We start from the raw sequence: 20359 nt of genomic DNA, 5'->3' as shown, positions 1-20359 counted from the left end.
ACTCTAAACCAATTTATTTGGGGGAGTCGTTCTTTTTTGCGATCATTAACCAGACATATGAATTTAATGGCTTAAATCTGGCAGTAAAACCGGCGGATTGAGCCATTTGCGAGAGTGCTGGCAGCGTCGTATAAAATTCGCTTTGCAGGTCGAAAGCTAAACGATGAAACCCCATCGCTTTTGCCTTATGAATCATTTGCTGTTTGCTTTCTTCTGTTTCAAACATGGTGTCAGCAAACACAACCTGCCCTTCATTTGATAATGTCTTATGGTAAAGATCGAATGCTTTTTGTTTCTCTTCATCTGTAAGATGATGAAAAGCATAAGTGCTAGCAATGGTATCCACTTGCTGTGTAAGAGAGGGGAATTGGAGAAAGTCACCCTCGTAAAGAAGTAAGTCTGGATTCTTACGCCGTGCTTGTTCTCTCATTTTTTTTGAGGGCTCTATTCCAACTACCGAGAATCCGTTTTTAAGCAATCTGTTGCTTAAATTCCCTGTACCAACACCAAACTCAAGGACTGTCCCCTTAGAGTGAGTAACAACTTCAGCTAATATCTCTTCGTACAAATGAAAAATGTCTCGATATTCAACATCCCTTCCACCAACCGTATCATCATACGTATGAGCCCACTGATCAAATAACTCCGTAAAATCGTTCTCCAACGCATATGCATCCTCTCACATGTTTTTAGTACCATATGTTATTCATTAGAAAAAGGTAACTAAAGCAATCGGATTTGTATATAAATGAGTGAGGAGGCGACAAGGCTCATGCACAAAAGTGTTCATACCCTTATTGGTGAAACGCCACTTTTTGAACTAACTCACAAATGGATTCCTACAGACGTTCGCGTAATTGCCAAGCTTGAATACATGAACCCGGGAGGTAGCATTAAGGATCGACTGGGGCTGTCCTTATTAAAGCATGCGATCGAGCACAAATACATTACTCACAACGGAACAATTATTGAACCAACTGCGGGGAATACGGGGATTGCGCTTGCGCTGGCCGCGATCGGAACGAATGTGAAGGTGCACTGTGTAATCCCTAAAGGGTTTAGTAGAGAGAAACAGCAATTAATGCAGGCGCTTGGAGCAACAGTACACATCACACCAAACGAAAAAGGGATTGAAGGGGCAATCGCTTATGCAAAGGAACTGACAGACCACATGCCTGATAGTTATTCTCCGTGTCAGTTTAATAATGAACAAAACCCATTAACTTATTATGAAACGCTGGCTCCGGAACTCTGGTCACAGCTTGGAGGAAACATCGATGTGTTTGTCGCCGGTGCTGGAACAGGGGGAACGTTTACTGGAACAGCAAGGTACTTAAAGGAGAAGAACGCTGCTATACGAACGGTGGTGGTTGAACCCGAGGGATCGATACTAAATGGGGGAACACCTGGTCCGCATCGAACAGAAGGAATTGGGATGAATCAGTTATCTACTATTATAGATCCACACTTCTTTGACGGCATTCATACAATTACAGATTGTGAAGCCTTTCATATGACCCGACAATTAGCAAGAAATGTTGGCTTACTCGTTGGCAGTTCATCTGGAGCAGCCTTTTGTGCCGCCCTAAGAGAGGCCCAAAAAGCAAAGAAGGGAGAAACAATTGTAACGATATTTCCAGACGGAAGTGAGCGGTACTTAAGCACAGAAATTTATGAGGAGGAAAAATGATGAAGAAGAAAACAAAACTCATTCATGGGGGTACACCGCAAGATAAACAGACTGGTGGAGTCAATTTTCCGATTCATCTCTCCAGTACATTTAAACAACAAAGTGTAGGACAATTTGAATATGAATATGCACGAACAGCAAACCCTACAAGGCAAGCATTGGAAACGTTTATTGCAGAGCTGGAAGACGGAGTAGCAGGCTTTGCCTTTTCATCAGGTATGGCGGCTATTACAACAATATTAAAGCTTTTCTCTCCAGGAGATCACTTACTTGTTTCAAATGATGTGTATGGTGGAACCTATCGGCTTTTTGTTCGAGTGTTACAAAAAGAAGGAATTCAAGCTGACTTTGTTGATACCACAAAGATAGCAGAAGTTGAGAAAGCCATTAAGCCAGAAACGAAAGCCATATTTCTAGAAACACCCACCAACCCTCTTCTTTCCATTACGGATATCAGGGCAATTAGCCAGTTATCAAAGGCCTATTCGTTATACACAATTGTAGATAATACATTCTCCACCCCTTATTGGCAAAACCCATTAACACTTGGTGCGGATGTCGTTATTCATAGTGCAACGAAGTATCTGGGTGGACATAGCGATGTGTTAGCGGGTTTAGCAGTGACCTCATCACATGAAATGAGTGAACAAATAGCTTTTTTACAGAATTCAATTGGGGCTGTGTTGGGAGCGCAAGATAGCTGGCTCCTTATCCGAGGTATGAGGACACTTGGTATACGCATGGAGGAAATTGAAAAGACTTCACTACAGGTTGCCGAATTTTTAGAGCAACATTCATCTGTACAACAAGTGTATTATCCGGGACTGCCAACACATCCGGGTCACGACATTCATACTTCTCAAGCGAAAGGCTACAGTGGAATCATTACATTTGAAAGCGGAAATGCAGAAAAAGCCGCAAATGTAGCAGCCTCATTAACGTATTTTACGTTAGCAGAAAGTTTAGGAGCGATCGAAAGTCTTGTTTCGATTCCTGCACGAATGACGCATGCTTCAATTCCAGCCGAACGCAGAAATCAATTAGGCATTACCGATGGGCTTGTCCGATTATCGATTGGTCTTGAAGATTCCACTGACTTAATTGAGGATTTAAACAAAGCGCTGAGCTAAAGCTGTGGAGGAAGGTGGATGAGGAATACAAATCTTCCTCCAAAAAAAATGTCTAAATCTCTCATGTGTAATCGTAAGCTCTGTTATACTAAAAGCAAAGAATAATGGGAGGAATTGAAATCATGCCAAAAGTTATTGTATACAGTCGTGTTCCCGAAGACGTACTTGCCTGTCTTAAAGAGACATGTGAGGTAACCTATTATGAAAAATTAACGGACGAGAATTACTCGGATTTTATGAAAGAGCTTACAGAGGCAGAGGGAGTGCTTGGTTCTGGATTAAAAGTGGATCGTGAATTACTTGAAAAAGCTCCTAAACTATCTGTTGTTTGTAATACAACGGTAGGGTACGACAACCTCGTCTTAAATGATTTGAATGAATTTGGTGTACTCGCTACTAATACACCAGAAGTGCTTGACGATACAGTAGCCGATACGATGATGTCTCTAATTCTTGCTACAAGAAGAAGGATTGTTGAACTTGATCACTTAGTAAAAAATGGAGAGTGGAAGGCATCGGTTACGCCAGAACTTTTTGGATTAGATGTTCATCATAAAAAGCTTGGGATTATTGGGATGGGAAGAGTAGGACAAACCTTAGCCAAACGAGCAGCTGCAGGCTTTGATATGGACATTCTCTACCACAATCGTTCGAGAAACCAATGGGCTGAAGATACATACAACGCAACGTACTGTACACTTGAAGACCTACTGAAAGAATCAGACATCGTTTGTCTGCTCACACCCCTAACAAAGGAAACGCGAGACCTCATGGGAGAAGAACAATTTTCTTTAATGAAGAAAGATGCCGTTTTTGTGAATGGGTCAAGAGGTCAAACGGTTGACGAAGAAGCTCTGCTTCATGCATTAGAGAATGGAGAGATTTATGCAGCGGGTCTAGATGTTTTTAGAGAAGAGCCAGTCCCTGCTGATCATCCTCTTCTTAAGCTGAAAAATGTGGTTTCACTACCTCATATTGGTTCAGCTACAACAGAAACACGAGATAAAATGGCAAAGCTAGCTGCCGATAACCTAGTAGCGGCGCTAACTGGCAAGGATCCACTGACACCAATTAATCCAGAGGCAAGGTCTTAACATCACCGAAGAAGTGAGGCATAAACTCTTGCATTCATTACAAATGAGAGTATAATACATTTGGCAAGTGAATACTTTCACAACCACAGGCAGAATCTTGTCAAAAAGTAGTCACAAAGGTATGACAGGTTTTTGGATTGTAAAATTGGAATCTGTTATTTGCAAGGGTTTATGTTAGACTTAATAAATGAGCCAGGCGATTAAAAAAAGTGTCATTAAGGTAAACTGTAAGACTCTTTTTTGAAAAAATCAGTGGCTTGATCTGGCTAACATGCAGATCTTTTATACTGAGAGAGGAGTCCCAAATGAAAAGTGTGAAGTTAGAAAAGACAGTTGAACAACCAACTTCAGTTTCAAATGTATCCTATTATGCGGATATTCTCTTTGAAACCATCAAAACTGGAATTATAAAGTCAAATGTACTCGCTATGGTTGCGGGACTTTGTTTTGCTTTATTTATACATGGAGAAACGCTTCTTACCCACATGGGATCTATTATTCTTGCATTAGTAGGTAGCTCACTGGTTATCGGTGCGGCCGGTACTTTTAACAATCTGTATGACCGCGATATTGATGCAAAGATGGAGAGAACCAAAAAACGTCCAACTGTTACAGGTGCTATCTCAACGAAAGCTGGACTCATTTTAGGTTCTTCTTTTGCCGTAGTAGGGACGGCTTTACTAGCACTTGCTAGTCCGCTTGCAGCACTACTTGGGTTTTTAGGATTATTCCTTTATACTGTACCTTATACGATCTGGACAAAACGAAGCACGATTTATAATACAGAGGTAGGAAGTTTATCTGGAGCTGTTCCACCATTAATTGGATGGGCTGCGGTATCCTCTGATATTTATCACCCGGCAGCGATTGGATTATTCATTTTAATGCTAATCTGGCAAATGCCGCATTTTTATGCGATTGCGATCCGTAAGCTTGAAGATTACCGAGCGGCTGATGTGCCAATGCTACCTGTTGTTAAAGGGATCAAGCGTACTAAGATTCAAACGCTTGTCTACTTAATTGTGTTACTTGCTTCATCTGCACTCTTCTTCCCATTTAGTAAAACAATTGCCATTACAGCCTTTGTTTTAACACTTGGTTGGATGATTCTTGGAATTGCTGGATACAAAAAGATGAGTGACTATAAGTGGGCAACTGCGATGTTTATTTATTCTCTTAATCATATTACAATACTGTTTGCATTAATCATTGGGTATTCGCTTATCCTAATGTATGTAAATGGTTGATTTTCTTCCTGTTCCGCTCATAGCAGCGGGACAGGCTTTCATGTTTCATCAACCTCATATAGATGAATCTTACTGAAAAGGGGACATCAAGTTGGATAACTTACTCCTCATTCCAATTATCCTTGCATTCGCCATGGGTGGAATTGCATTGCTTGTGCGAATGAAAGCTGCGAAAAAGCCTGCTTCTTTAAAGAAAATAATTTTGCCACCTATTTTTATGTCTACAGGTTTCTTAATGTTTTTATATGAACCAACTAGACCTGATTCTTTGCAAGTAGCGGAAGCGCTTGCAGTGGGTATGTTATTTTCAATCTTTCTTATCGTAACGTCTAAGTTTGAGATAAGAGATGGCCATATTTATTTACAACGTTCAAAAGCATTTATGTTTATTTTAATGGGGTTATTGGTCATACGTATTGCATTCCGAGCGTTTCTTGGCCAAAGTATTAATCCTGAAGAATTATCAGGGATGTTTTTTCTTTTAGCTTATGGGATGATCCTTCCGTGGAGAATTGCCATGCTATTTTCGTATCGCCGGGTGGAAAAACAACTTCATAATCCGGAACACCCGTCCATCATAACTGTGAATCAGGAGCCTGCTCCTAATAAGTAGGACAGGCTTTTTTGTTTCTTGGGTTAGAGTCTCTGACTCATCATACATATAAAAAAATAAAGAGGAGTTGTTATGATGTCTTATAGTATGTTCTATCAATCTCATGCTGGGTCTTGGGCTATCATGATTCTTTTGTTTCTAGTCGCTTACTTCCTCTTCCGCTGGGGAAAGCCAAAGGGATCTAAAATTGTCTACATGATTGTTCGATTACTCTATGTCATTATGCTTGCATCAGGGATTGGGCTATTAGTACTTCGATTTAATAGTTATAGCAATTTTGGTGATTTTGCTTCAGCAAACTGGAGTTTCCTAATCAAAGGTGTACTAGCGATTATGCTGATCGGAATCATGGAAGTCATTATGGGGAAAACAAAGCGTACTGAACAAACAGGATCGGTTTGGATTGTTTTTATCGTTCTAACAGCAGTGGTTGTCGCTTTAGGCTACTTGAAACTATAAGAGTCAAAGTTGAATGATAAGTTATAGCGAACCCTCAAGTAATATGAGGGTTCGCTATTTTTCGATAGGATCTCTATTATTTCTACACGTTAAAAGGTAAATAATGCTATGCTTAAATAGATCAAACATATTCTATTTTTTCGTAAGGTTAAAAATAAATATACTTAAGAGACATCTTCTTGTTTTGACTAACGATATAAATGGGAAAATAAACTGTATAGAGCATCAAGAAGTACGTACATATTGATTGAGCAGAACGTAGAAGTCGTTCACCCCTTTTTTAAGGACTGATAAAGAATTGGAGGAATCTATATGGATACAAATGTATCTTATCCACATATTTATTCACTAAGTGAAACATCAATGGTTGTTCAATTTGCAGATACAATTAATCCAGATACTCATCTGAGAATTCTTACCTTCATCAATCTTCTAACCGACAATCCTTTTCCCGGTTTCATTGAATGTGTACCAAGCTATACGGGTGTCGCCGTTTTTTATAAACCTACAGATGTATTGGCACATGCACCAACAACGCTGCTAAGCCCTAGCGATTTGGTTCGCCAGCAGTTAGAAGAATACACCTTAGCGAGTGCCGATCATTCTGCACAAGGCTCTCAGGAAACGATTGAAATACCGGTTTGCTACGATCTTTCACTAGGTCCTGACCTACAAGATGTCGCAGAGCATAACGATCTAACGATAGATGAAGTGATTCGAATTCATTCGGAAGGGCTTTATCAAGTATATATGCTTGGATTCTCTCCAGGGTTTCCTTTTCTGGGAGGAATGGATGAAGCCATTGCTACCCCACGTAAAAAGCAACCGAGACTGGCCATTCCTGCGGGATCGGTTGGGATAGCTGGGAAACAGACGGGTATCTATCCAATGGAAACACCTGGTGGATGGCAGCTGATAGGACAAACCCCTTTCAAGTTATTTGATCTTAATCGAAACAAACCAAGCCTGCTAAAGCCAGGTCACCTAATCCGATTTAACCCAATATCATTGGAGGAATTCAATGAGCTAAAGGAGCGTGACTAAATGAGCATTCATGTAATGAAGCCGGGTATGCAGACTACCATTCAGGATCTGGGACGCTATGGGTATATGAACCAAGGCGTTTCGATCACAGGGGCAATGGATTCAAAATCCCTTCGTGTAGCCAACTTACTTGTAGGCAATGAAGAAGGGGAAGCCTGCCTAGAAATGACGCTGACGGGTCCATCCCTTTCATTTGATGAGGATTTGTTAATTGCTGTTGCTGGTGGAGGCATGATCCCTGTAGTAAATGGGAAGCGACGATCGTTACATACGCCTTTGTTTGTACCTAAAGGTTCATACCTTCATTTTGAACCGATACGTAAAGGCTGCCGTGCTTATCTTTCAGTAGCCGGTGGGTTTGATGTACCTGTTCAACTAGGAAGCAAAAGTACGTACATACGAGCGAAAATGGGAGGACTTGATGGTAGAGCATTAGAAAAAGGAGATGTTCTAAATCTATTGCCTATGTCAGATCGTGCGAGTAAATTAATGGAGCGTTTATCGGGCGATGCGAAACCACTTCATTGGAGAGTGGCCCAAACAATTGATTCTACTTCAGACCAGCCTCATGTCATCCGTGTGATTAAGGGTAGTCATTTTGACCGGTTCACGACTGAAAGCCAAAAGCTTTTTCTTGAAAAGCCTTTTCAATTATCAACTCAATCTGATCGGATGGGATACCGTCTTGAAACGGAAGAGAACATTGAATTAGCTGATTCATTTGAACTTTTATCAGAAGCTGTAGCACTTGGAACGGTACAACTTCCACCTAGTGGAAAACCAATTATCCTTCTTGCTGATCGACAGTCAACAGGAGGCTACCCTCGAATTGCTCAGGTGATGCTTGTTGATATTCCGAAGTTAGCTCAGATGAGACCGGGAGAATGGATTCAGTTTACAGAAGTCTCTTTACAAGAAGCAGAACAAATCTATTTACAATCAGAGAAAGAGCTAGCAGAGATTAAGGTAGCCATTCGATTAAAAGGAATTTGAAGGAGGACGTAAATATGAAGCAAATTGATCTAAATTGTGATTTAGGAGAAAGCTACGGTTCGTTTAAGGTGGGAGAAGACGAAGCCATCATACCCTTTGTCACTTCTATAAATGTTGCCTGTGGTTACCATGCAGGAGACCACAACACGATGGCAAAAACAGTACAGCTGGCAAACGCTCACGGAGCAAGAATTGGTGCTCATCCTGGTTTTAATGATTTATTTGGCTTTGGAAGACGTCCAATTCAAACAACGCCAGAAGACATCTATCATTTTGTTGTGTATCAAATTAGCGCACTTGAAGGCTTTTGCAGGCTACACAATCAAACAATGCAGCACGTAAAGCCACACGGGGCATTATTTAATATGGCTGCAGTTGATCCAAAAATGTCAGATGCAATTGCTAGAGCGGTAAAGGATACGAATCCAGACCTTGTCCTATTTGGATTATCAGGTAGTGAATTAATTAAAGCTGGGGTGAACCATGGCTTAAAAGTAGCAAATGAAGTGTTTGCTGATCGAACGTATCAACCTGATGGTACGTTAACGCCACGGACATCAGAAAATGCATTAATCACTAATCATGAACAAGCCATTAAACAGGTATTACAGATGGTAACGACATCAACAGTAACAGCGGTTGATGGTACTACGGTTCCAATGGAAGCTGATACGGTTTGTGTTCATGGGGACGGGGAACACGCTCTGTTATTTGTTACAGAGTTAAGAAAGCATTTAACAGAACAAGGGATCCAGATTTCTTCAATTCTATAAATGAACGTCTATCCATAGCAATGGCGAATGAACTCCTGTTTAAGGAACTCATTCGCCATTTTTTATATACTTTTATCTAAATGGGCCTCTATCTCAGGTGCTTCATTTCGCGTCAATGTTTGATAAAGCTGCTTGATTTCACTCATATCGAGTTCAAATAAATGCCGATTCTTTAACTTATAAACGCCCAGTTCAATGATCCGTGAGATTAAATGATCTCTCTCATGTGATTCTGTAGGTACCTTGTTCATGTGTTCCCCCTCCTTCTATTAAATGTGAATCAACGTTGAGCAGATTGAATGAGATATTCCATCAAGACATAATTGATATACACAAAATACATAAATAGCGGTATCTGCTTTTATGTCTTCAGTTACCCGCCTTAACTCCGTTTCGGTTTGAATATACCATTCTACTGGTACCCATTCTCTAGAACCGTCACTAAAAATCGCTTGCTCCTGCGCAGGAAACGATAGTGTACCCAATCCATTTCGAGATGGCAGAGTTGCAACCTTCAATTGAACAGGATACCACTGAATGTGGTGTATGCAATTCATGATTAAGCCCAATTTTCCTAGAGACCATTGTTTCTCCAGCTCTTGTTTTGTGCGGATGGTCCAATAAAAGGATTGCAGACCATCGCTACGCCGCTTTTCAAACCGCTTTAATCTATGGATTTTCGGGTTTAAAGATGCTTGTGTCTTTAATAAAGTCTTTTGTACAGTCGCTTTAGGAAGGTAAACCCTTGAACCTTTATTATGGGAATATAACAAACTTATTCCCGCACGAGGTTGCATGGCTTGAACTTCCTTTAAGGCTTGTGGAAGAAAGCTTTGAATATGAACTTGATGCCACAGGTCAAATTTCTGAATGAGATCCACTACTTTATGAACGACTTGTTCTTCTTTTAATTCAATTAACAATGTTATTGAGGTATGTTGATAGGTAGCTAAAAAGGTTTCTAGCTCTACAACAGGAATCAGCAATTTCATCTGATCAAGTGTGACATCCGCTACCTTGCGTTTATCACCGGTTAATCGTTTTAACGTACGATCATGAAATAAAACAAGGTGACCATCCTTTGTCCTGCGAACATCCGTTTCAAGAACATCTGCACCGAACCGACTTGCTAGATTAAAAGCAGGTAATGTATTTTCCAGCTTTAGTTGACTTGCTCCGCGATGGGCAACATACACAGGTCGATGAAGAATTCGTAACTGATTATAATCATTCCAAAGCGATTTGACCTGTTTGTCGAACGGCACAGAAACGGACTGAACTCCAGAAATGATCAATTCATGTAGTTCTCTGTGATCTTGGGTAAAACTCCAGACAGAAAGTGCATGTTTTCTTAACGAGTGACAAAGAAAGGATGCAGTTGTTGGTGGAAGCATGATCGTACGGATGCGATATTTATTTAAATGAACGATTAGGTCGTTTATGTTCCAATTCAAGTTAGTACTCTTATACACTCGTCTGTAGGCTGGAAACGTTCTTTCCATTCTCTCTAACAAACGTAGTTGAGTGGATAACAGAATGACGTTTCTACTTTTGTTCCGTTTAAGGTGTTGTCGGACATTGTCCCAGACTTCTTCTGTTTCTACCTGTAAAACAATTGTGTAAGATGAAGATAAAAGTCGCTTTAATAATGGAGACGACAACTGTTTGAGTAAGTTAGCTGTAATAAGAACGCCGGGCGGGTTACCTTGGAGGGTATGAATATGATGTATTTGAGTTAGAGTGACCAATCGTGTTGGTATATGTTGACGAGGCATTCTAATCCCGCTTTCGGTTTTGATCATCTTTCTTTTACTAACTACCCAGTTATTATATAAAGAAAACATATAGCAAGCTTTTTAAGCTATTCATTGTCAAGCAGAGCAGATATCTGTAAAATAAGTTCATTCACGATGGAAAAGGAGAAACTGATGAACCATAATAAGATGTTGCTTTGTCTAAGTTTGATCTCTCTTAGTTTGTTCATTTTATTGGCTTTTACATATGAACACTCTTTTTTTCAACAATTTGATGTTTTTATTGTAGAGCACGTTCCTAACGTAAGGGCTGATTGGATTACCTCTTTTATGCTCTTTCTTGCCTGGTTAGGTGGCACAAAAGTCATTGCGGCGTTGACCTTACTGCTTATCGTATTCTTAGCCATCTGGCAAAGAAGATGGACTGCCGTTCTGCCTCCTTTGTTGATCATGGGGGGAACAGCTATTTTAAATATGACATTGAAAGAATGGATAGGAAGAGCTAGACCAGAAATTAATTTTCTCATCGAGCAACCAGGCTATAGCTTTCCCAGTGGACACACAATGGCCGCTGTATCGTTTGGTGGCTTGTGCATTTATTTAATTTACCATTATGTAGATCGAAGAATAGTGCGGAGGCTTTCAATCGTCATCGCCTTTATTCTTTTTGTATTGATGGGGATCAGCCGAATGTATTTAGGTGTTCATTTCTTAACAGATATTCTAGGAGGAACATTATTCAGCTTAACCTGGATTATGCTGTCTATCACCATACTCAATCGCATAAACAGACACAAAAAAAGCGTGGGATATAACTAAAAAATCAATACGAAAATGGCGAATGATTCAAATAAAGAATCATTCGCCATTTGTGTTTATATTTTAACAAGCGAGGAATTCTCCTGTAGCGGATCTGGTGCTATGTTCGTGTTTTTCTAGCCACATCAAGTTATGTCTCACCCTCGTTTAGTGTGACAAAAGTCTCTAATTGAAAATCATTCTTGACTAGAGGGATATAGATGATAAGATAGAGGATGTAAATGATAATGAATATCAACATCAACACCAAATAGTGAGGGGGTCAGGACTGTTTTAACCAACGGTTGCAACCATGAAGTTATATTATTTAATCATCTTGTTCGTCCTTCTTTCTATCACATCTGTGTTTGTAGGAGTTACGAATGTTTCTCCACTTGATCTTTTCTCCCTTACAGAGGCACAGGAAAGAGTTCTGATTGAGAGTAGGATACCAAGGGTCATAAGCATTATCATTGCAGGTGCCGCAATGAGTGTATGTGGTCTTATTATGCAACAGCTCACGCGTAACAAATTTGTTTCTCCTACTACTGCTGGAACAATGGACTGGGCAAGGCTGGGGATTTTAATTTCTCTCATCTTTTTCACAAACGCTAGTCCAATTGTGAAAATGCTTGTAGCCTCAACCTTTGCATTAGCTGGTACCTTTTTATTCATGAAGATCTTAGATCGAATTAAACATAAGGGAACCATCTTTATTCCGCTTGTAGGTATGATGCTTGGAAACGTAGTGGGGTCAATCACGACTTTCTTTGCATTAAAGTACGATTTAGTTCAAAACATGTCATCGTGGCTACAGGGAGATTTTTCTTTAATCCTTCGAGGCCGTTATGAGCTACTTTACATAAGTATTCCACTTCTTCTTTTAGCCATTGTATACGCTAATCGTTTTACTGTTGCAGGACTAGGCGAAGACTTTTCAAAAAATTTAGGGTTAAAGTATAAATCGGTTGTTCAAGTGGGGTTAGTTATTGTTGCCTTGATGACCTCCGTTGTTATTTTGACAGTAGGAATGATTCCGTTCCTCGGTTTAATTGTTCCAAACATTGTGTCGCTCTATAAAGGCGATAACTTAAAGAATAGCTTGGCGCATACAGCCTTTTTAGGTGCGGTGTTTGTCTTATTCTGTGACATACTCGGTCGAATCATCATCTACCCGTATGAGCTCTCCATTGGAGTGATGGTAGGCGTGATTGGTAGTGCGATCTTCCTCTATCTGCTGCTTAGGAGGAAGTCATCCTATGCTTAAAAAGAAAATCATTTTGCTTAGTGTGGTCGCTTTAGCTCTCATTGCAATCTTTATGTTGATTCACTTGAATACGTCGAATTTGGATTACGTTCTCCCGAGAAGAGGAAAGAAGATTCTTGCTATTGTTTTAACTGGTGCAGCCATTGCTTTTTCAACGGTTGTCTTTCAAACGATTACAAACAATCGAATCTTAACACCTAGCATTTTAGGTCTAGATTCATTGTATCTTCTAATCCAGACTGTTTTAATTTTCTTTTTAGGATCGGGTTCAGGATTAATGAGTACAAACGTGAATTTCTTTCTCTCAGTTGGGTTGATGGTTGTATTTGCCTCTGTATTGTATCGACTCATGTTCAAAAGAGAGGATCAAAATATATTCTTACTCTTATTAGTAGGAATTGTATTTGGTAGCTTGTTTGGTAGTTTATCTTCTTTTATGCAAATGTTAATTGATCCTAATGAGTTCTTGATCATTCAAGACCGAATGTTTGCTAGCTTTAATAACGTGAACGAGGATATTCTTATCTTTTCTTTAATTGGCTTCTTACTCATCGGTTTGTATGTTATTCGTTTCACTAAGTTCTTTGACGTGATGTCGCTTGGTCGCGATGAAGCGATAAACTTAGGTATTCCTTACGATAAGACCGTGAAGAAAATGTTGATCCTCATTGCCGTACTAGTATCGATCTCAACCGCATTAGTTGGGCCGATCATGTTTTTAGGACTACTTGTTGTAAACCTGGCACGGGAGTTTTTAAAAACATACCGCCACACCTATCTATTGATGGGATCGACCTTAATCAGTGTCATCGCATTGGTTGGGGGACTGTTAATAGTGGAACGAGTGTTTACATTTGAAACAACCTTAAGTGTCATTATTAACTTTGTAGGTGGTACCTACTTTATCTATCTATTATTAAAGGAGAGTAAAGCATGGTAGAAGTGAAGAATGTATCCAAATCCTACGGTGATAAAAAAGTTGTGAAGAATGTATCACTTACTGTTCAAAAGGGGAAAATTACGTCTTTTATTGGCCCGAATGGAGCGGGAAAGAGTACGCTGCTTTCCATCATGAGTAGATTGATCTCAAAGGATAGTGGGACAGTCATTATTGATAATGAAGAGCTGACTGAGCAAAACAATAGCGAGCTCGCTAAAAAGATATCCATTCTAAAGCAAACAAATCATATCAGTATCCGGTTAACTATCCGAGACCTAGTTGCATTTGGTCGTTTTCCTTACTCGAAAGGAAGACTGACAAAAGAGGATAAGCGCTATGTCGATGAAGCGATTCGGTACTTAGAACTTGAATCGATGCAGGATCAATTTTTAGACAAACTAAGTGGAGGACAGCGTCAGCGCGCATTTATTGCTATGGTTGTTGCCCAAAACACAGATTATGTGCTACTTGATGAGCCTCTGAACAACTTAGACATGAAGCATTCTGTTCAAATCATGAAGGTGTTAAAGAAATTAGCAAGTGAATTAAATAAAACGATTGTCATTGTGATTCACGATATCAATTTTGCTTCTGTCTATTCAGATTACATCGTTGCACTCAAAGATGGTGAAGTGATAAACCAAGGGCCGACAGAAGAGATTATACAGTCCAATGTGCTTGAAGACATTTATGAGATTGATATGGAGATTAAAGACATTAATGGCGACAAAATTTGTGTGTATTATTCATAAAAATAAGAGGAGAGTGTAGAACATGAAAAAGAACTGGACATTAATGGGAGCGACAATCGCATTAGGGGCAATGCTTGCTGCATGCGGAACAGATAGTAACGCAGCTGGAGGAGACCAGAATGATTCTGCAAGTGAAGGTGAAGAGCAAAAAGAAGAAGTCGTTGTGACACATGAGCTAGGAGAAACAACGGTACCTGTAAACCCTGAGAATGTAGTTGTTTTTGACTTTGGTGCGTTAGACACACTAGACGAACTGGGTGTGGATGTAGCAGGAGTGGCTCAAACCAATATCCCAAGTTACTTAAGTAAATATGAAGATTCCGAGTATGAGAATGTAGGTAGCTTAAAGGAACCGGACTTTGAGAAAATTAGTGAAATGGCACCAGGATTGATCGTTATCTCTGGTCGTCAAAGTGATGCATACGATGAACTATCCGAGATTGCTCCAACCGTTTATGTCGGAGTAGACAATGCAGATTATGTGAATTCATTTGAGGAAAACACACGTATTCTCGGTGAGATCTTTGGAAAAGAAGATGAAGTTGAACAGAAAATAGAAGAAGTACATGCACAAATCGATAAAGTAGCAGACCATGTTGAAGAAGCAGGTACAGAAGGTCTGATCGTGCTTGTAAATGATGGATCTCTAAGTGCATATGGGCCAAGCTCACGTTTTGGTTTAATTCATGATGTATTAGGTGTAACGCCGGTTGACGAAAACATTGAAGTGAACGTTCACGGTCAAAGTGTCTCATTTGAATATGTAGCAGAGAAAAACCCTGATTATCTGTTTGTAGTGGATCGTGGTGCAGCAGTAAGTGGTGGGGATTCATCAGCTACTCAAGTGTTAGATAATGAGTTAATCAATAGCACAGACGCAGCGAAAGAGGATCATATTGTGATGCTTAACCCAGATTATTGGTATCTATCAGGTGGGGGCTTACAGTCTACAGCAGCAATGGTTCAAGAAATAGATGAAGTTTTAGAGTAACTAATAGAAGCAAAAAACCCGGAAATAATCTATTTCCGGGTTTTTTTATGTTATAGAGCAAATGAACCGTTTAAAATACGTGGAATCCGGGTAAAGTAACGGAGTCAAAAGACTTAGTATACGAATCATACGAAAGACTTAGTTATTTTTTGGGGATCAATTCAAAAATTTGACCGCTTTCAAAAAGCTCCGTCACTTCTGCTAGCCAATTATAATAGTTCTCTGCATGCTCTAACGTGTGTAAATCTGCTTTAACAGCCTTATATTCAGTTGAAGTCAATTCTTTGTGCTGCTCTATATCTATAAGAGTATCCCTCATTTGATGAACGGCTTGCAGATTATTTACAACAGACAACTTCCATCTTTTAACAAAAGTTGTTGAAAATGATTTATACCAATCATCCACAGGTTGATATAAGTCCTTGCGTACGCCTCTTTTCCAAGCTTTCTCAACCATATTCGCTTCTGTTAGTACTCTCATTCCTGTGCTCATACTTGTTTTGCTCATTCCAAGTGATTGGCTCATTTCGTCAAGCGTCACTGGCTCATTTGCAAATAATACAGTGCCGTACAGGCGTCCAACCGACTCGGAGATGCCATACAGGTGCATATTTTGAGAAAGCTCCTGGATCAAATCTTCACGTGCTTTTTCAATTTGTTGAGATGGATTTTCTGATTCTTTGTCCAAGTTAAGCGACCTCCTTATGTCTCCTACTAAAGTGTAGCAAATTAAATAAGGAGGAAGAACTGTTATGTGAGCGACGATTCGTGAGGAATAAGGAGGATATGTTAGTAATAACAATGTTAAAAGCGTACAGTTTAAACTGTACATAAAATATAATCAATTCGTCCATTATATGAAAATTGCTCAATTTTTTTTAAAACTGTATAGTTAAGTAGTTGAATATTACAGGACGATGACAAAGAGGTGAACAATCTGTGGCAAAAATCATGGTAGAAGGCCTGACGAAGGTATTTGGAAAAAAGCCTAAACGAGCCTTAGACTTACTAGCAAAGAAAAAAAGTAAAGAAGACATACTTAAAGAAACAGGAATGACAGTAGGGGTAAACCAAGCTAATTTTGAAGTACATGATGGAGAAATCTTTGTCATTATGGGGTTATCCGGTAGTGGTAAATCGACAATCGTACGTTTACTTAATCGACTTATCGAGCCGACTACGGGAAGCATTATGATCGATGGAGATGATCTTGCGAAGATGGATGATAAGAAGCTTCGTGAAGTTCGTCGTAAAAAAATGAGTATGGTTTTTCAAAAATTTGGGTTGTTCCCAAATCGAACAATTCTTGAAAATGTTGAATACGGACTTGAGGTTCAAGGTGTTCCAAAAGGAAAGAGACGCGAGAAAGCGACCACGTCTTTAAATTTAGTAGGGCTTAAAGGATATGAAGCAAGCTATCCTAGTCAGCTTTCTGGTGGGATGCAGCAGCGTGTTGGACTTGCAAGAGCACTCGCGAATGATCCGGATGTTTTACTAATGGACGAAGCATTCTCGGCGCTTGATCCACTTATCAGAAAAGACATGCAGGATGAGTTATTAGATCTACAAGAAACCATGCAAAAGACTATTATCTTTATTACGCATGATCTTGATGAAGCTCTTCGAATTGGTGATCGCATTATGATTATGAAGGATGGAGCGATTGTGCAAGTAGGCACACCTGAAGAGATTCTTCAGAAGCCGAAAAATGAGTATGTAGAGAAATTTGTTGAAGATGTAGATCGCTCAAAAGTATTTACAGCAGAAAACGTAATGATTCGACCTGAAACGGTGAATCTTGAGAAGGATGGACCGCGTGTGGCCTTACAACGAATGAAGGATGCAGGAATCTCAAGCATCTTTGTGACAAGACGAAACAAAGAGCTTGTCGGAATTGTTCATGCAAAGGAAGTGGCAGACCTTATCAAGTCAGGGGAGTCTTCGATTGAATCAATTGTTAAAAATGATTTAGCTAGAGTGACACCAGAAACGACTTTGGCAGATTTGTTTGAACAGGTTTCAACAAGTCCAGTTCCGCTCGCCGTTGTAGAGGAAAATAAATTAAGAGGAATTATTGTAAGAGGAGCCGTACTTGGTGCTCTGTCTGGAAGTGAGGTTGATTTTGATGGATTTACTACCACGTCTTCCACTATCTGATTGGATTGAGTGGATTGTTGATTGGATAAAGGGTTCTGATGCAATAGGCGTCGTTTTTACAGGAATAAGAACATTTATTGGTTGGTGCGTAGATGGGTTTGGGTGGATTTTAGCGCTGCCACCTTCTTGGGTATGGATCATTTTAATTACTGTAGGTACCTTCCTGCTTCATAAGCGAAAATGGGGTCTGGCCTTATTTGTTCTCATTGGTCTACTACTTATTGATAATCTTCAATATTGGAGTCAAATGATTGATACGCTGTCTCTTGTTTTAACTGCTGGTCTTATTTCTATTATCATTGGAATTCCACTTGGTATATGGATGGCTAAAAGTTCAATTGTTGAAAGCATCTTCAAGCCTATTCTTGATTTCATGCAGACAATGCCGGCGTTTGTTTACTTAATTCCGGCAGTGGCTTTCTTTGGAATTGGAATGGTCCCTGGTGTAGTTGCTTCTGTTATTTTTGCTATGCCACCAACTGTCCGTTTAACAAACTTAGGTATACGACAAGTTTCAACTGAGCTTGTTGAAGCTGCTGATGCATTTGGATCTACAGGTTCTCAAAAACTTTTTAAAGTTGAGTTACCAATGGCTAAGGGAACAATAATGGCCGGTGTGAACCAAAGTATCATGTTAGCTTTATCAATGGTTGTTATTGCTGCAATGATTGGTGCACGTGGACTAGGTCAATCCGTTTATACGGCTGTTGGTCAGAATAATGTAGGGGTAGGTTTTGAAGCAGGTATTGCTATCGTAATTGTTGCGATTATCTTAGATAGACTGACTCAAGTGTTCAACAAGAACATTGAACAAGGGCATTAATCAATTTTACGATTGGTTAAAATATATAAAGATAATAGGAGAGGTTCAATTATGAAAATGAATACGAAGAAAATGGGACTTGCTATTGGGTTAACTTCAATTCTTGCACTTGCTGCTTGTGGAGATAACAACGATAGTGCCGACACAAGTAATGAAGCATCAGGTAATGACGGATCAGGTTTAAATGAAATCACTGGTATTGATGGCGGCGCAGGCGTAATGACTGCTGCTCAAAGCGCAATTGACACATACGACTTAGATCTTAGCCTTCAAGCAAGTTCAGGTGCTGCAATGACTGAAGCACTTGGTAATGCCATTGATAATGAAGAGCCAATCGTTGTAACGGGTTGGACACCACATTGGATGTTTACTACGTATGATTTAAAATATCTTGATGATCCAGAAAATGTATTTGGAGAAGAAGAAAGCATTCATACATTTACACGTGATGGTTTAGCGGAGGATGCACCTGAGGCAAATACAGTATTAGATAACTTCTATTGGTCTGAGGATGATATGGGTGAAGTGATGCTTGATATACAAGAAGGAACAGATCCTGAAGAAGCTGCTGCCAACTGGGTTGAATCTCATCAAGATCAAGTGAATGAGTGGACTGATGGAGTAAGTGAAGTAGATGGAGAAAGCATCTCATTAGCATATGTATCTTGGGATTCAGAAATTGCTTCTACAAACGTTGTAAAAAATGTACTAGAATCAATTGGATACACTGTTGAAATTAATTCAATGGAAAGTGCATTTATGTGGGCTGGTATTGCTAATGGAGAACAAGATGCAATGGTTGCTGGTTGGTTACCTCTAACTCACCAAGACTATTATGAAGATTATCAAGATCAAGTGGTAGATCTCGGTGTGAACTTTGAAGGTGCAAAAACTGGTCTAGTTGTACCTGAGTACATGGATATCGACTCTATTGAAGATTTGAAATAAGGTGGAAAAGCTTTATACTAAAGAGTGCTAGCCTATGGGTGATGCACTCTTTTTTTATAGGAAGGAATTAGGATTATGTTTGAGTTTGACCGGCCGTGGGCACTCATAATTGGACTATTATGTATAGTTGGACTGATATGGCTCATCCTGCGTCTAAAAAAGCGTAAGCGATATGACGTAGCTAAAATTACAATAAAAGATATTGATCAGATGTCAGGGCATGATTTTGAGGATTATTTACAAGTACTTTTTACAGCGATAGGCTACGAAACATTTATCACTAAAAAGAGTCGGGACTATGGTGCGGACCTTGTTTTCATCGATGAACAGGAACAAAAGGTCATTGTACAGGCCAAACGCTATCAAGCAAAACTTGGACTCGGTTCCGTGCAAGAGATTCATGCAGCCAGGTCCTTTTACCAGGCAGATGCTGCGCTTATTATTACATCAGCAGAAGATGTAACAGACTCATGCTGGAACCTAGCAGGAGCTACAAACGTCAGCTTTCTAATGAGAGAAGAGTTAGTGGAAATCATGAAATTATGTAAGCAAGGGAAGATGGATAAGGCAAGAAGCATCGTCGAAGAACCGGTTCGACCTGAAGTTCCTTCAAGTCAAGGTAACCTCGAAGCGGTCAAATACTCGCGCAACCGAATCGTTGCGGGGGAATATTTCTTTAAGAGATAGCGGGATCGACGGAGAGATAGCGGGATCGACGGAGAGATAGCGGAATCGACGGAGAGAAGGCGAAATCAACAAAGAGAGAGCGAAATCAACAAAGAGAGGGCGAAATCAACAAAGAGAGAGCGAAATCAACAAAGAGAAGCTGGAATCAACAAAGAGAGAACAGAATCAACAAAGAGCCCCCTTCAAATCAGAGGGGGCT

At 39.8% G+C, this 20359-nt stretch carries 22 protein-coding genes; 18 read left to right on the top strand and 4 right to left on the bottom strand.

Features of this window, described 5'->3' with window-relative positions; genetic code table 11:
- Positions 1 to 13 precede the first annotated feature (13 nt).
- Positions 14 to 664, bottom strand: a complete 651-nt coding sequence (locus NSQ54_15090; GenBank protein WYP25634.1) for a class I SAM-dependent methyltransferase — start codon at positions 662 to 664, stop codon at positions 14 to 16.
- A 108-nt stretch (positions 665 to 772) separates the two neighbouring features.
- Here NSQ54_15090 and NSQ54_15085 point away from each other — a divergent pair, with 108 nt between their 5' ends.
- The 9 genes from NSQ54_15085 (at position 773) to NSQ54_15045 (ending at position 9043) form a co-directional block, all read left to right on the top strand.
- Entirely contained in the window at positions 773 to 1690 is a 918-nt protein-coding gene (locus NSQ54_15085; GenBank protein ID WYP25633.1) for a cysteine synthase family protein, read from the top strand.
- Positions 1690 to 2820, top strand: coding sequence for a bifunctional cystathionine gamma-lyase/homocysteine desulfhydrase (locus NSQ54_15080; GenBank protein ID WYP25632.1), 1131 nt, complete (start codon positions 1690 to 1692; stop codon positions 2818 to 2820). Before NSQ54_15085 ends, NSQ54_15080 begins: the two co-directional genes overlap by 1 nt.
- Positions 2821 to 2942: 122 nt before the next feature.
- The gene (locus tag NSQ54_15075) at positions 2943 to 3914 is read left to right on the top strand and encodes a D-glycerate dehydrogenase (GenBank protein WYP25631.1); all 972 of its coding nucleotides are present in this window, start codon (positions 2943 to 2945) and stop codon (positions 3912 to 3914) included.
- Between the two features lie 305 nt (positions 3915 to 4219).
- A complete protein-coding gene (gene cyoE / locus NSQ54_15070) occupies positions 4220 to 5161 on the top strand; it encodes a heme o synthase (protein ID WYP25630.1) in 942 nt (313 codons plus the stop codon).
- A 133-nt stretch (positions 5162 to 5294) separates the two neighbouring features.
- Positions 5295 to 5774 carry a cytochrome c biogenesis protein CcdC gene (locus NSQ54_15065; protein ID WYP28572.1) on the top strand — a complete coding sequence of 160 codons (480 nt, stop codon included), beginning with the start codon at positions 5295 to 5297 and terminating at the stop codon, positions 5772 to 5774.
- A 75-nt stretch (positions 5775 to 5849) separates the two neighbouring features.
- Complete coding sequence (locus tag NSQ54_15060) at positions 5850 to 6233, top strand: DUF1516 family protein (GenBank protein ID WYP25629.1); 384 nt, start codon at positions 5850 to 5852, stop codon at positions 6231 to 6233.
- A 312-nt stretch (positions 6234 to 6545) separates the two neighbouring features.
- Complete coding sequence (gene pxpB, locus NSQ54_15055) at positions 6546 to 7277, top strand: 5-oxoprolinase subunit PxpB (protein ID WYP25628.1); 732 nt, start codon at positions 6546 to 6548, stop codon at positions 7275 to 7277.
- Positions 7278 to 8270 carry a biotin-dependent carboxyltransferase family protein gene (locus NSQ54_15050; GenBank protein ID WYP25627.1) on the top strand — a complete coding sequence of 331 codons (993 nt, stop codon included), beginning with the start codon at positions 7278 to 7280 and terminating at the stop codon, positions 8268 to 8270.
- A gap of 14 nt (positions 8271 to 8284) precedes the next feature.
- A complete protein-coding gene (locus tag NSQ54_15045) occupies positions 8285 to 9043 on the top strand; it encodes a 5-oxoprolinase subunit PxpA (protein ID WYP25626.1) in 759 nt (252 codons plus the stop codon).
- Positions 9044 to 9105: 62 nt separating this feature from the next.
- On the opposite strand, the gene NSQ54_15040 is transcribed toward NSQ54_15045, so the two are convergent.
- Positions 9106 to 9294 (bottom strand): Fur-regulated basic protein FbpA, encoded by a 189-nt coding sequence (locus NSQ54_15040; GenBank protein ID WYP25625.1) that lies wholly within the window; start codon positions 9292 to 9294, stop codon positions 9106 to 9108.
- Between the two features lie 18 nt (positions 9295 to 9312).
- Positions 9313 to 10818, bottom strand: a complete 1506-nt coding sequence (locus tag NSQ54_15035) for a glycerophosphodiester phosphodiesterase family protein (protein WYP25624.1) — start codon at positions 10816 to 10818, stop codon at positions 9313 to 9315.
- A 153-nt stretch (positions 10819 to 10971) separates the two neighbouring features.
- Between NSQ54_15035 and NSQ54_15030 the strand changes: the two genes are divergently transcribed.
- The 5 genes from NSQ54_15030 to NSQ54_15010 all read left to right on the top strand — a co-directional run bounded on the left by NSQ54_15030 (position 10972) and on the right by NSQ54_15010 (position 15545).
- Positions 10972 to 11616: a phosphatase PAP2 family protein gene (locus NSQ54_15030; GenBank protein ID WYP25623.1), complete on the top strand. Its 645-nt coding sequence runs from the start codon at positions 10972 to 10974 to the stop codon at positions 11614 to 11616.
- A gap of 292 nt (positions 11617 to 11908) precedes the next feature.
- Positions 11909 to 12862 carry an ABC transporter permease gene (locus NSQ54_15025; GenBank protein WYP25622.1) on the top strand — a complete coding sequence of 318 codons (954 nt, stop codon included), beginning with the start codon at positions 11909 to 11911 and terminating at the stop codon, positions 12860 to 12862.
- A complete protein-coding gene (locus NSQ54_15020; GenBank protein ID WYP25621.1) occupies positions 12855 to 13802 on the top strand; it encodes an iron chelate uptake ABC transporter family permease subunit in 948 nt (315 codons plus the stop codon). The genes NSQ54_15025 and NSQ54_15020 overlap by 8 nt, the downstream gene beginning before the upstream one ends.
- Positions 13796 to 14554, top strand: a complete 759-nt coding sequence (locus tag NSQ54_15015) for an ABC transporter ATP-binding protein (protein ID WYP25620.1) — start codon at positions 13796 to 13798, stop codon at positions 14552 to 14554. The genes NSQ54_15020 and NSQ54_15015 overlap by 7 nt, the downstream gene beginning before the upstream one ends.
- 22 nt (positions 14555 to 14576) lie before the next feature.
- Positions 14577 to 15545, top strand: coding sequence for a siderophore ABC transporter substrate-binding protein (locus NSQ54_15010; GenBank protein WYP25619.1), 969 nt, complete (start codon positions 14577 to 14579; stop codon positions 15543 to 15545).
- 142 nt (positions 15546 to 15687) lie between these two features.
- On the opposite strand, the gene NSQ54_15005 is transcribed toward NSQ54_15010, so the two are convergent.
- Positions 15688 to 16233, bottom strand: coding sequence for a GbsR/MarR family transcriptional regulator (locus NSQ54_15005; GenBank protein ID WYP25618.1), 546 nt, complete (start codon positions 16231 to 16233; stop codon positions 15688 to 15690).
- Positions 16234 to 16484: 251 nt separating this feature from the next.
- Here NSQ54_15005 and NSQ54_15000 point away from each other — a divergent pair, with 251 nt between their 5' ends.
- From NSQ54_15000 to NSQ54_14985, 4 genes are all read left to right on the top strand, one after another.
- Positions 16485 to 17702, top strand: a complete 1218-nt coding sequence (locus NSQ54_15000; GenBank protein ID WYP25617.1) for a glycine betaine/L-proline ABC transporter ATP-binding protein — start codon at positions 16485 to 16487, stop codon at positions 17700 to 17702.
- Positions 17671 to 18525: a proline/glycine betaine ABC transporter permease gene (locus NSQ54_14995; GenBank protein WYP25616.1), complete on the top strand. Its 855-nt coding sequence runs from the start codon at positions 17671 to 17673 to the stop codon at positions 18523 to 18525. The genes NSQ54_15000 and NSQ54_14995 overlap by 32 nt, the downstream gene beginning before the upstream one ends.
- Before the next feature lie 51 nt (positions 18526 to 18576).
- Positions 18577 to 19473 carry a glycine betaine ABC transporter substrate-binding protein gene (locus NSQ54_14990; protein ID WYP25615.1) on the top strand — a complete coding sequence of 299 codons (897 nt, stop codon included), beginning with the start codon at positions 18577 to 18579 and terminating at the stop codon, positions 19471 to 19473.
- Positions 19474 to 19548: 75 nt separating this feature from the next.
- Positions 19549 to 20160, top strand: a complete 612-nt coding sequence (locus NSQ54_14985) for a restriction endonuclease (protein ID WYP25614.1) — start codon at positions 19549 to 19551, stop codon at positions 20158 to 20160.
- The last annotated feature ends 199 nt before the right edge of the window (positions 20161 to 20359 follow it).

This window comes from Alkalihalobacillus sp. FSL W8-0930 (genome assembly GCA_037965595.1).
In the GTDB taxonomy this organism is placed as follows: Bacteria; Bacillota; Bacilli; order Bacillales; family Bacillaceae_D; genus Alkalicoccobacillus.
The sequence above is the reverse complement of the archived record's forward strand: the minus strand, read 5'-3'. Positions and strand labels throughout refer to the sequence as shown.

What these genes read in the sequence shown, in the direction of transcription:
- NSQ54_15080 (WYP25632.1), top strand. Translation starts at nt 1,690, where the DNA reads ATGAAGAAGAAAACAAAACTCATTCATGGGGGTACACCGCAAGATAAA.
- NSQ54_15040 (WYP25625.1), bottom strand. Translation starts at nt 9,294, where the DNA reads ATGAACAAGGTACCTACAGAATCACATGAGAGAGATCATTTAATCTCA.
- NSQ54_14985 (WYP25614.1), top strand. Translation starts at nt 19,549, where the DNA reads ATGTTTGAGTTTGACCGGCCGTGGGCACTCATAATTGGACTATTATGT.
- NSQ54_15035 (WYP25624.1), bottom strand. Translation starts at nt 10,818, where the DNA reads ATGCCTCGTCAACATATACCAACACGATTGGTCACTCTAACTCAAATA.
- NSQ54_15050 (WYP25627.1), top strand. Translation starts at nt 7,278, where the DNA reads ATGAGCATTCATGTAATGAAGCCGGGTATGCAGACTACCATTCAGGAT.
- NSQ54_15030 (WYP25623.1), top strand. Translation starts at nt 10,972, where the DNA reads ATGAACCATAATAAGATGTTGCTTTGTCTAAGTTTGATCTCTCTTAGT.
- NSQ54_15010 (WYP25619.1), top strand. Translation starts at nt 14,577, where the DNA reads ATGAAAAAGAACTGGACATTAATGGGAGCGACAATCGCATTAGGGGCA.
- NSQ54_15085 (WYP25633.1), top strand. Translation starts at nt 773, where the DNA reads ATGCACAAAAGTGTTCATACCCTTATTGGTGAAACGCCACTTTTTGAA.
- pxpB (WYP25628.1), top strand. Translation starts at nt 6,546, where the DNA reads ATGGATACAAATGTATCTTATCCACATATTTATTCACTAAGTGAAACA.
- cyoE (WYP25630.1), top strand. Translation starts at nt 4,220, where the DNA reads ATGAAAAGTGTGAAGTTAGAAAAGACAGTTGAACAACCAACTTCAGTT.
- NSQ54_15020 (WYP25621.1), top strand. Translation starts at nt 12,855, where the DNA reads ATGCTTAAAAAGAAAATCATTTTGCTTAGTGTGGTCGCTTTAGCTCTC.
- NSQ54_15045 (WYP25626.1), top strand. Translation starts at nt 8,285, where the DNA reads ATGAAGCAAATTGATCTAAATTGTGATTTAGGAGAAAGCTACGGTTCG.
- NSQ54_15065 (WYP28572.1), top strand. Translation starts at nt 5,295, where the DNA reads ATGGGTGGAATTGCATTGCTTGTGCGAATGAAAGCTGCGAAAAAGCCT.
- NSQ54_15075 (WYP25631.1), top strand. Translation starts at nt 2,943, where the DNA reads ATGCCAAAAGTTATTGTATACAGTCGTGTTCCCGAAGACGTACTTGCC.
- NSQ54_14995 (WYP25616.1), top strand. Translation starts at nt 17,671, where the DNA reads ATGGATTTACTACCACGTCTTCCACTATCTGATTGGATTGAGTGGATT.
- NSQ54_15015 (WYP25620.1), top strand. Translation starts at nt 13,796, where the DNA reads ATGGTAGAAGTGAAGAATGTATCCAAATCCTACGGTGATAAAAAAGTT.
- NSQ54_14990 (WYP25615.1), top strand. Translation starts at nt 18,577, where the DNA reads ATGAAAATGAATACGAAGAAAATGGGACTTGCTATTGGGTTAACTTCA.
- NSQ54_15060 (WYP25629.1), top strand. Translation starts at nt 5,850, where the DNA reads ATGTCTTATAGTATGTTCTATCAATCTCATGCTGGGTCTTGGGCTATC.
- NSQ54_15025 (WYP25622.1), top strand. Translation starts at nt 11,909, where the DNA reads ATGAAGTTATATTATTTAATCATCTTGTTCGTCCTTCTTTCTATCACA.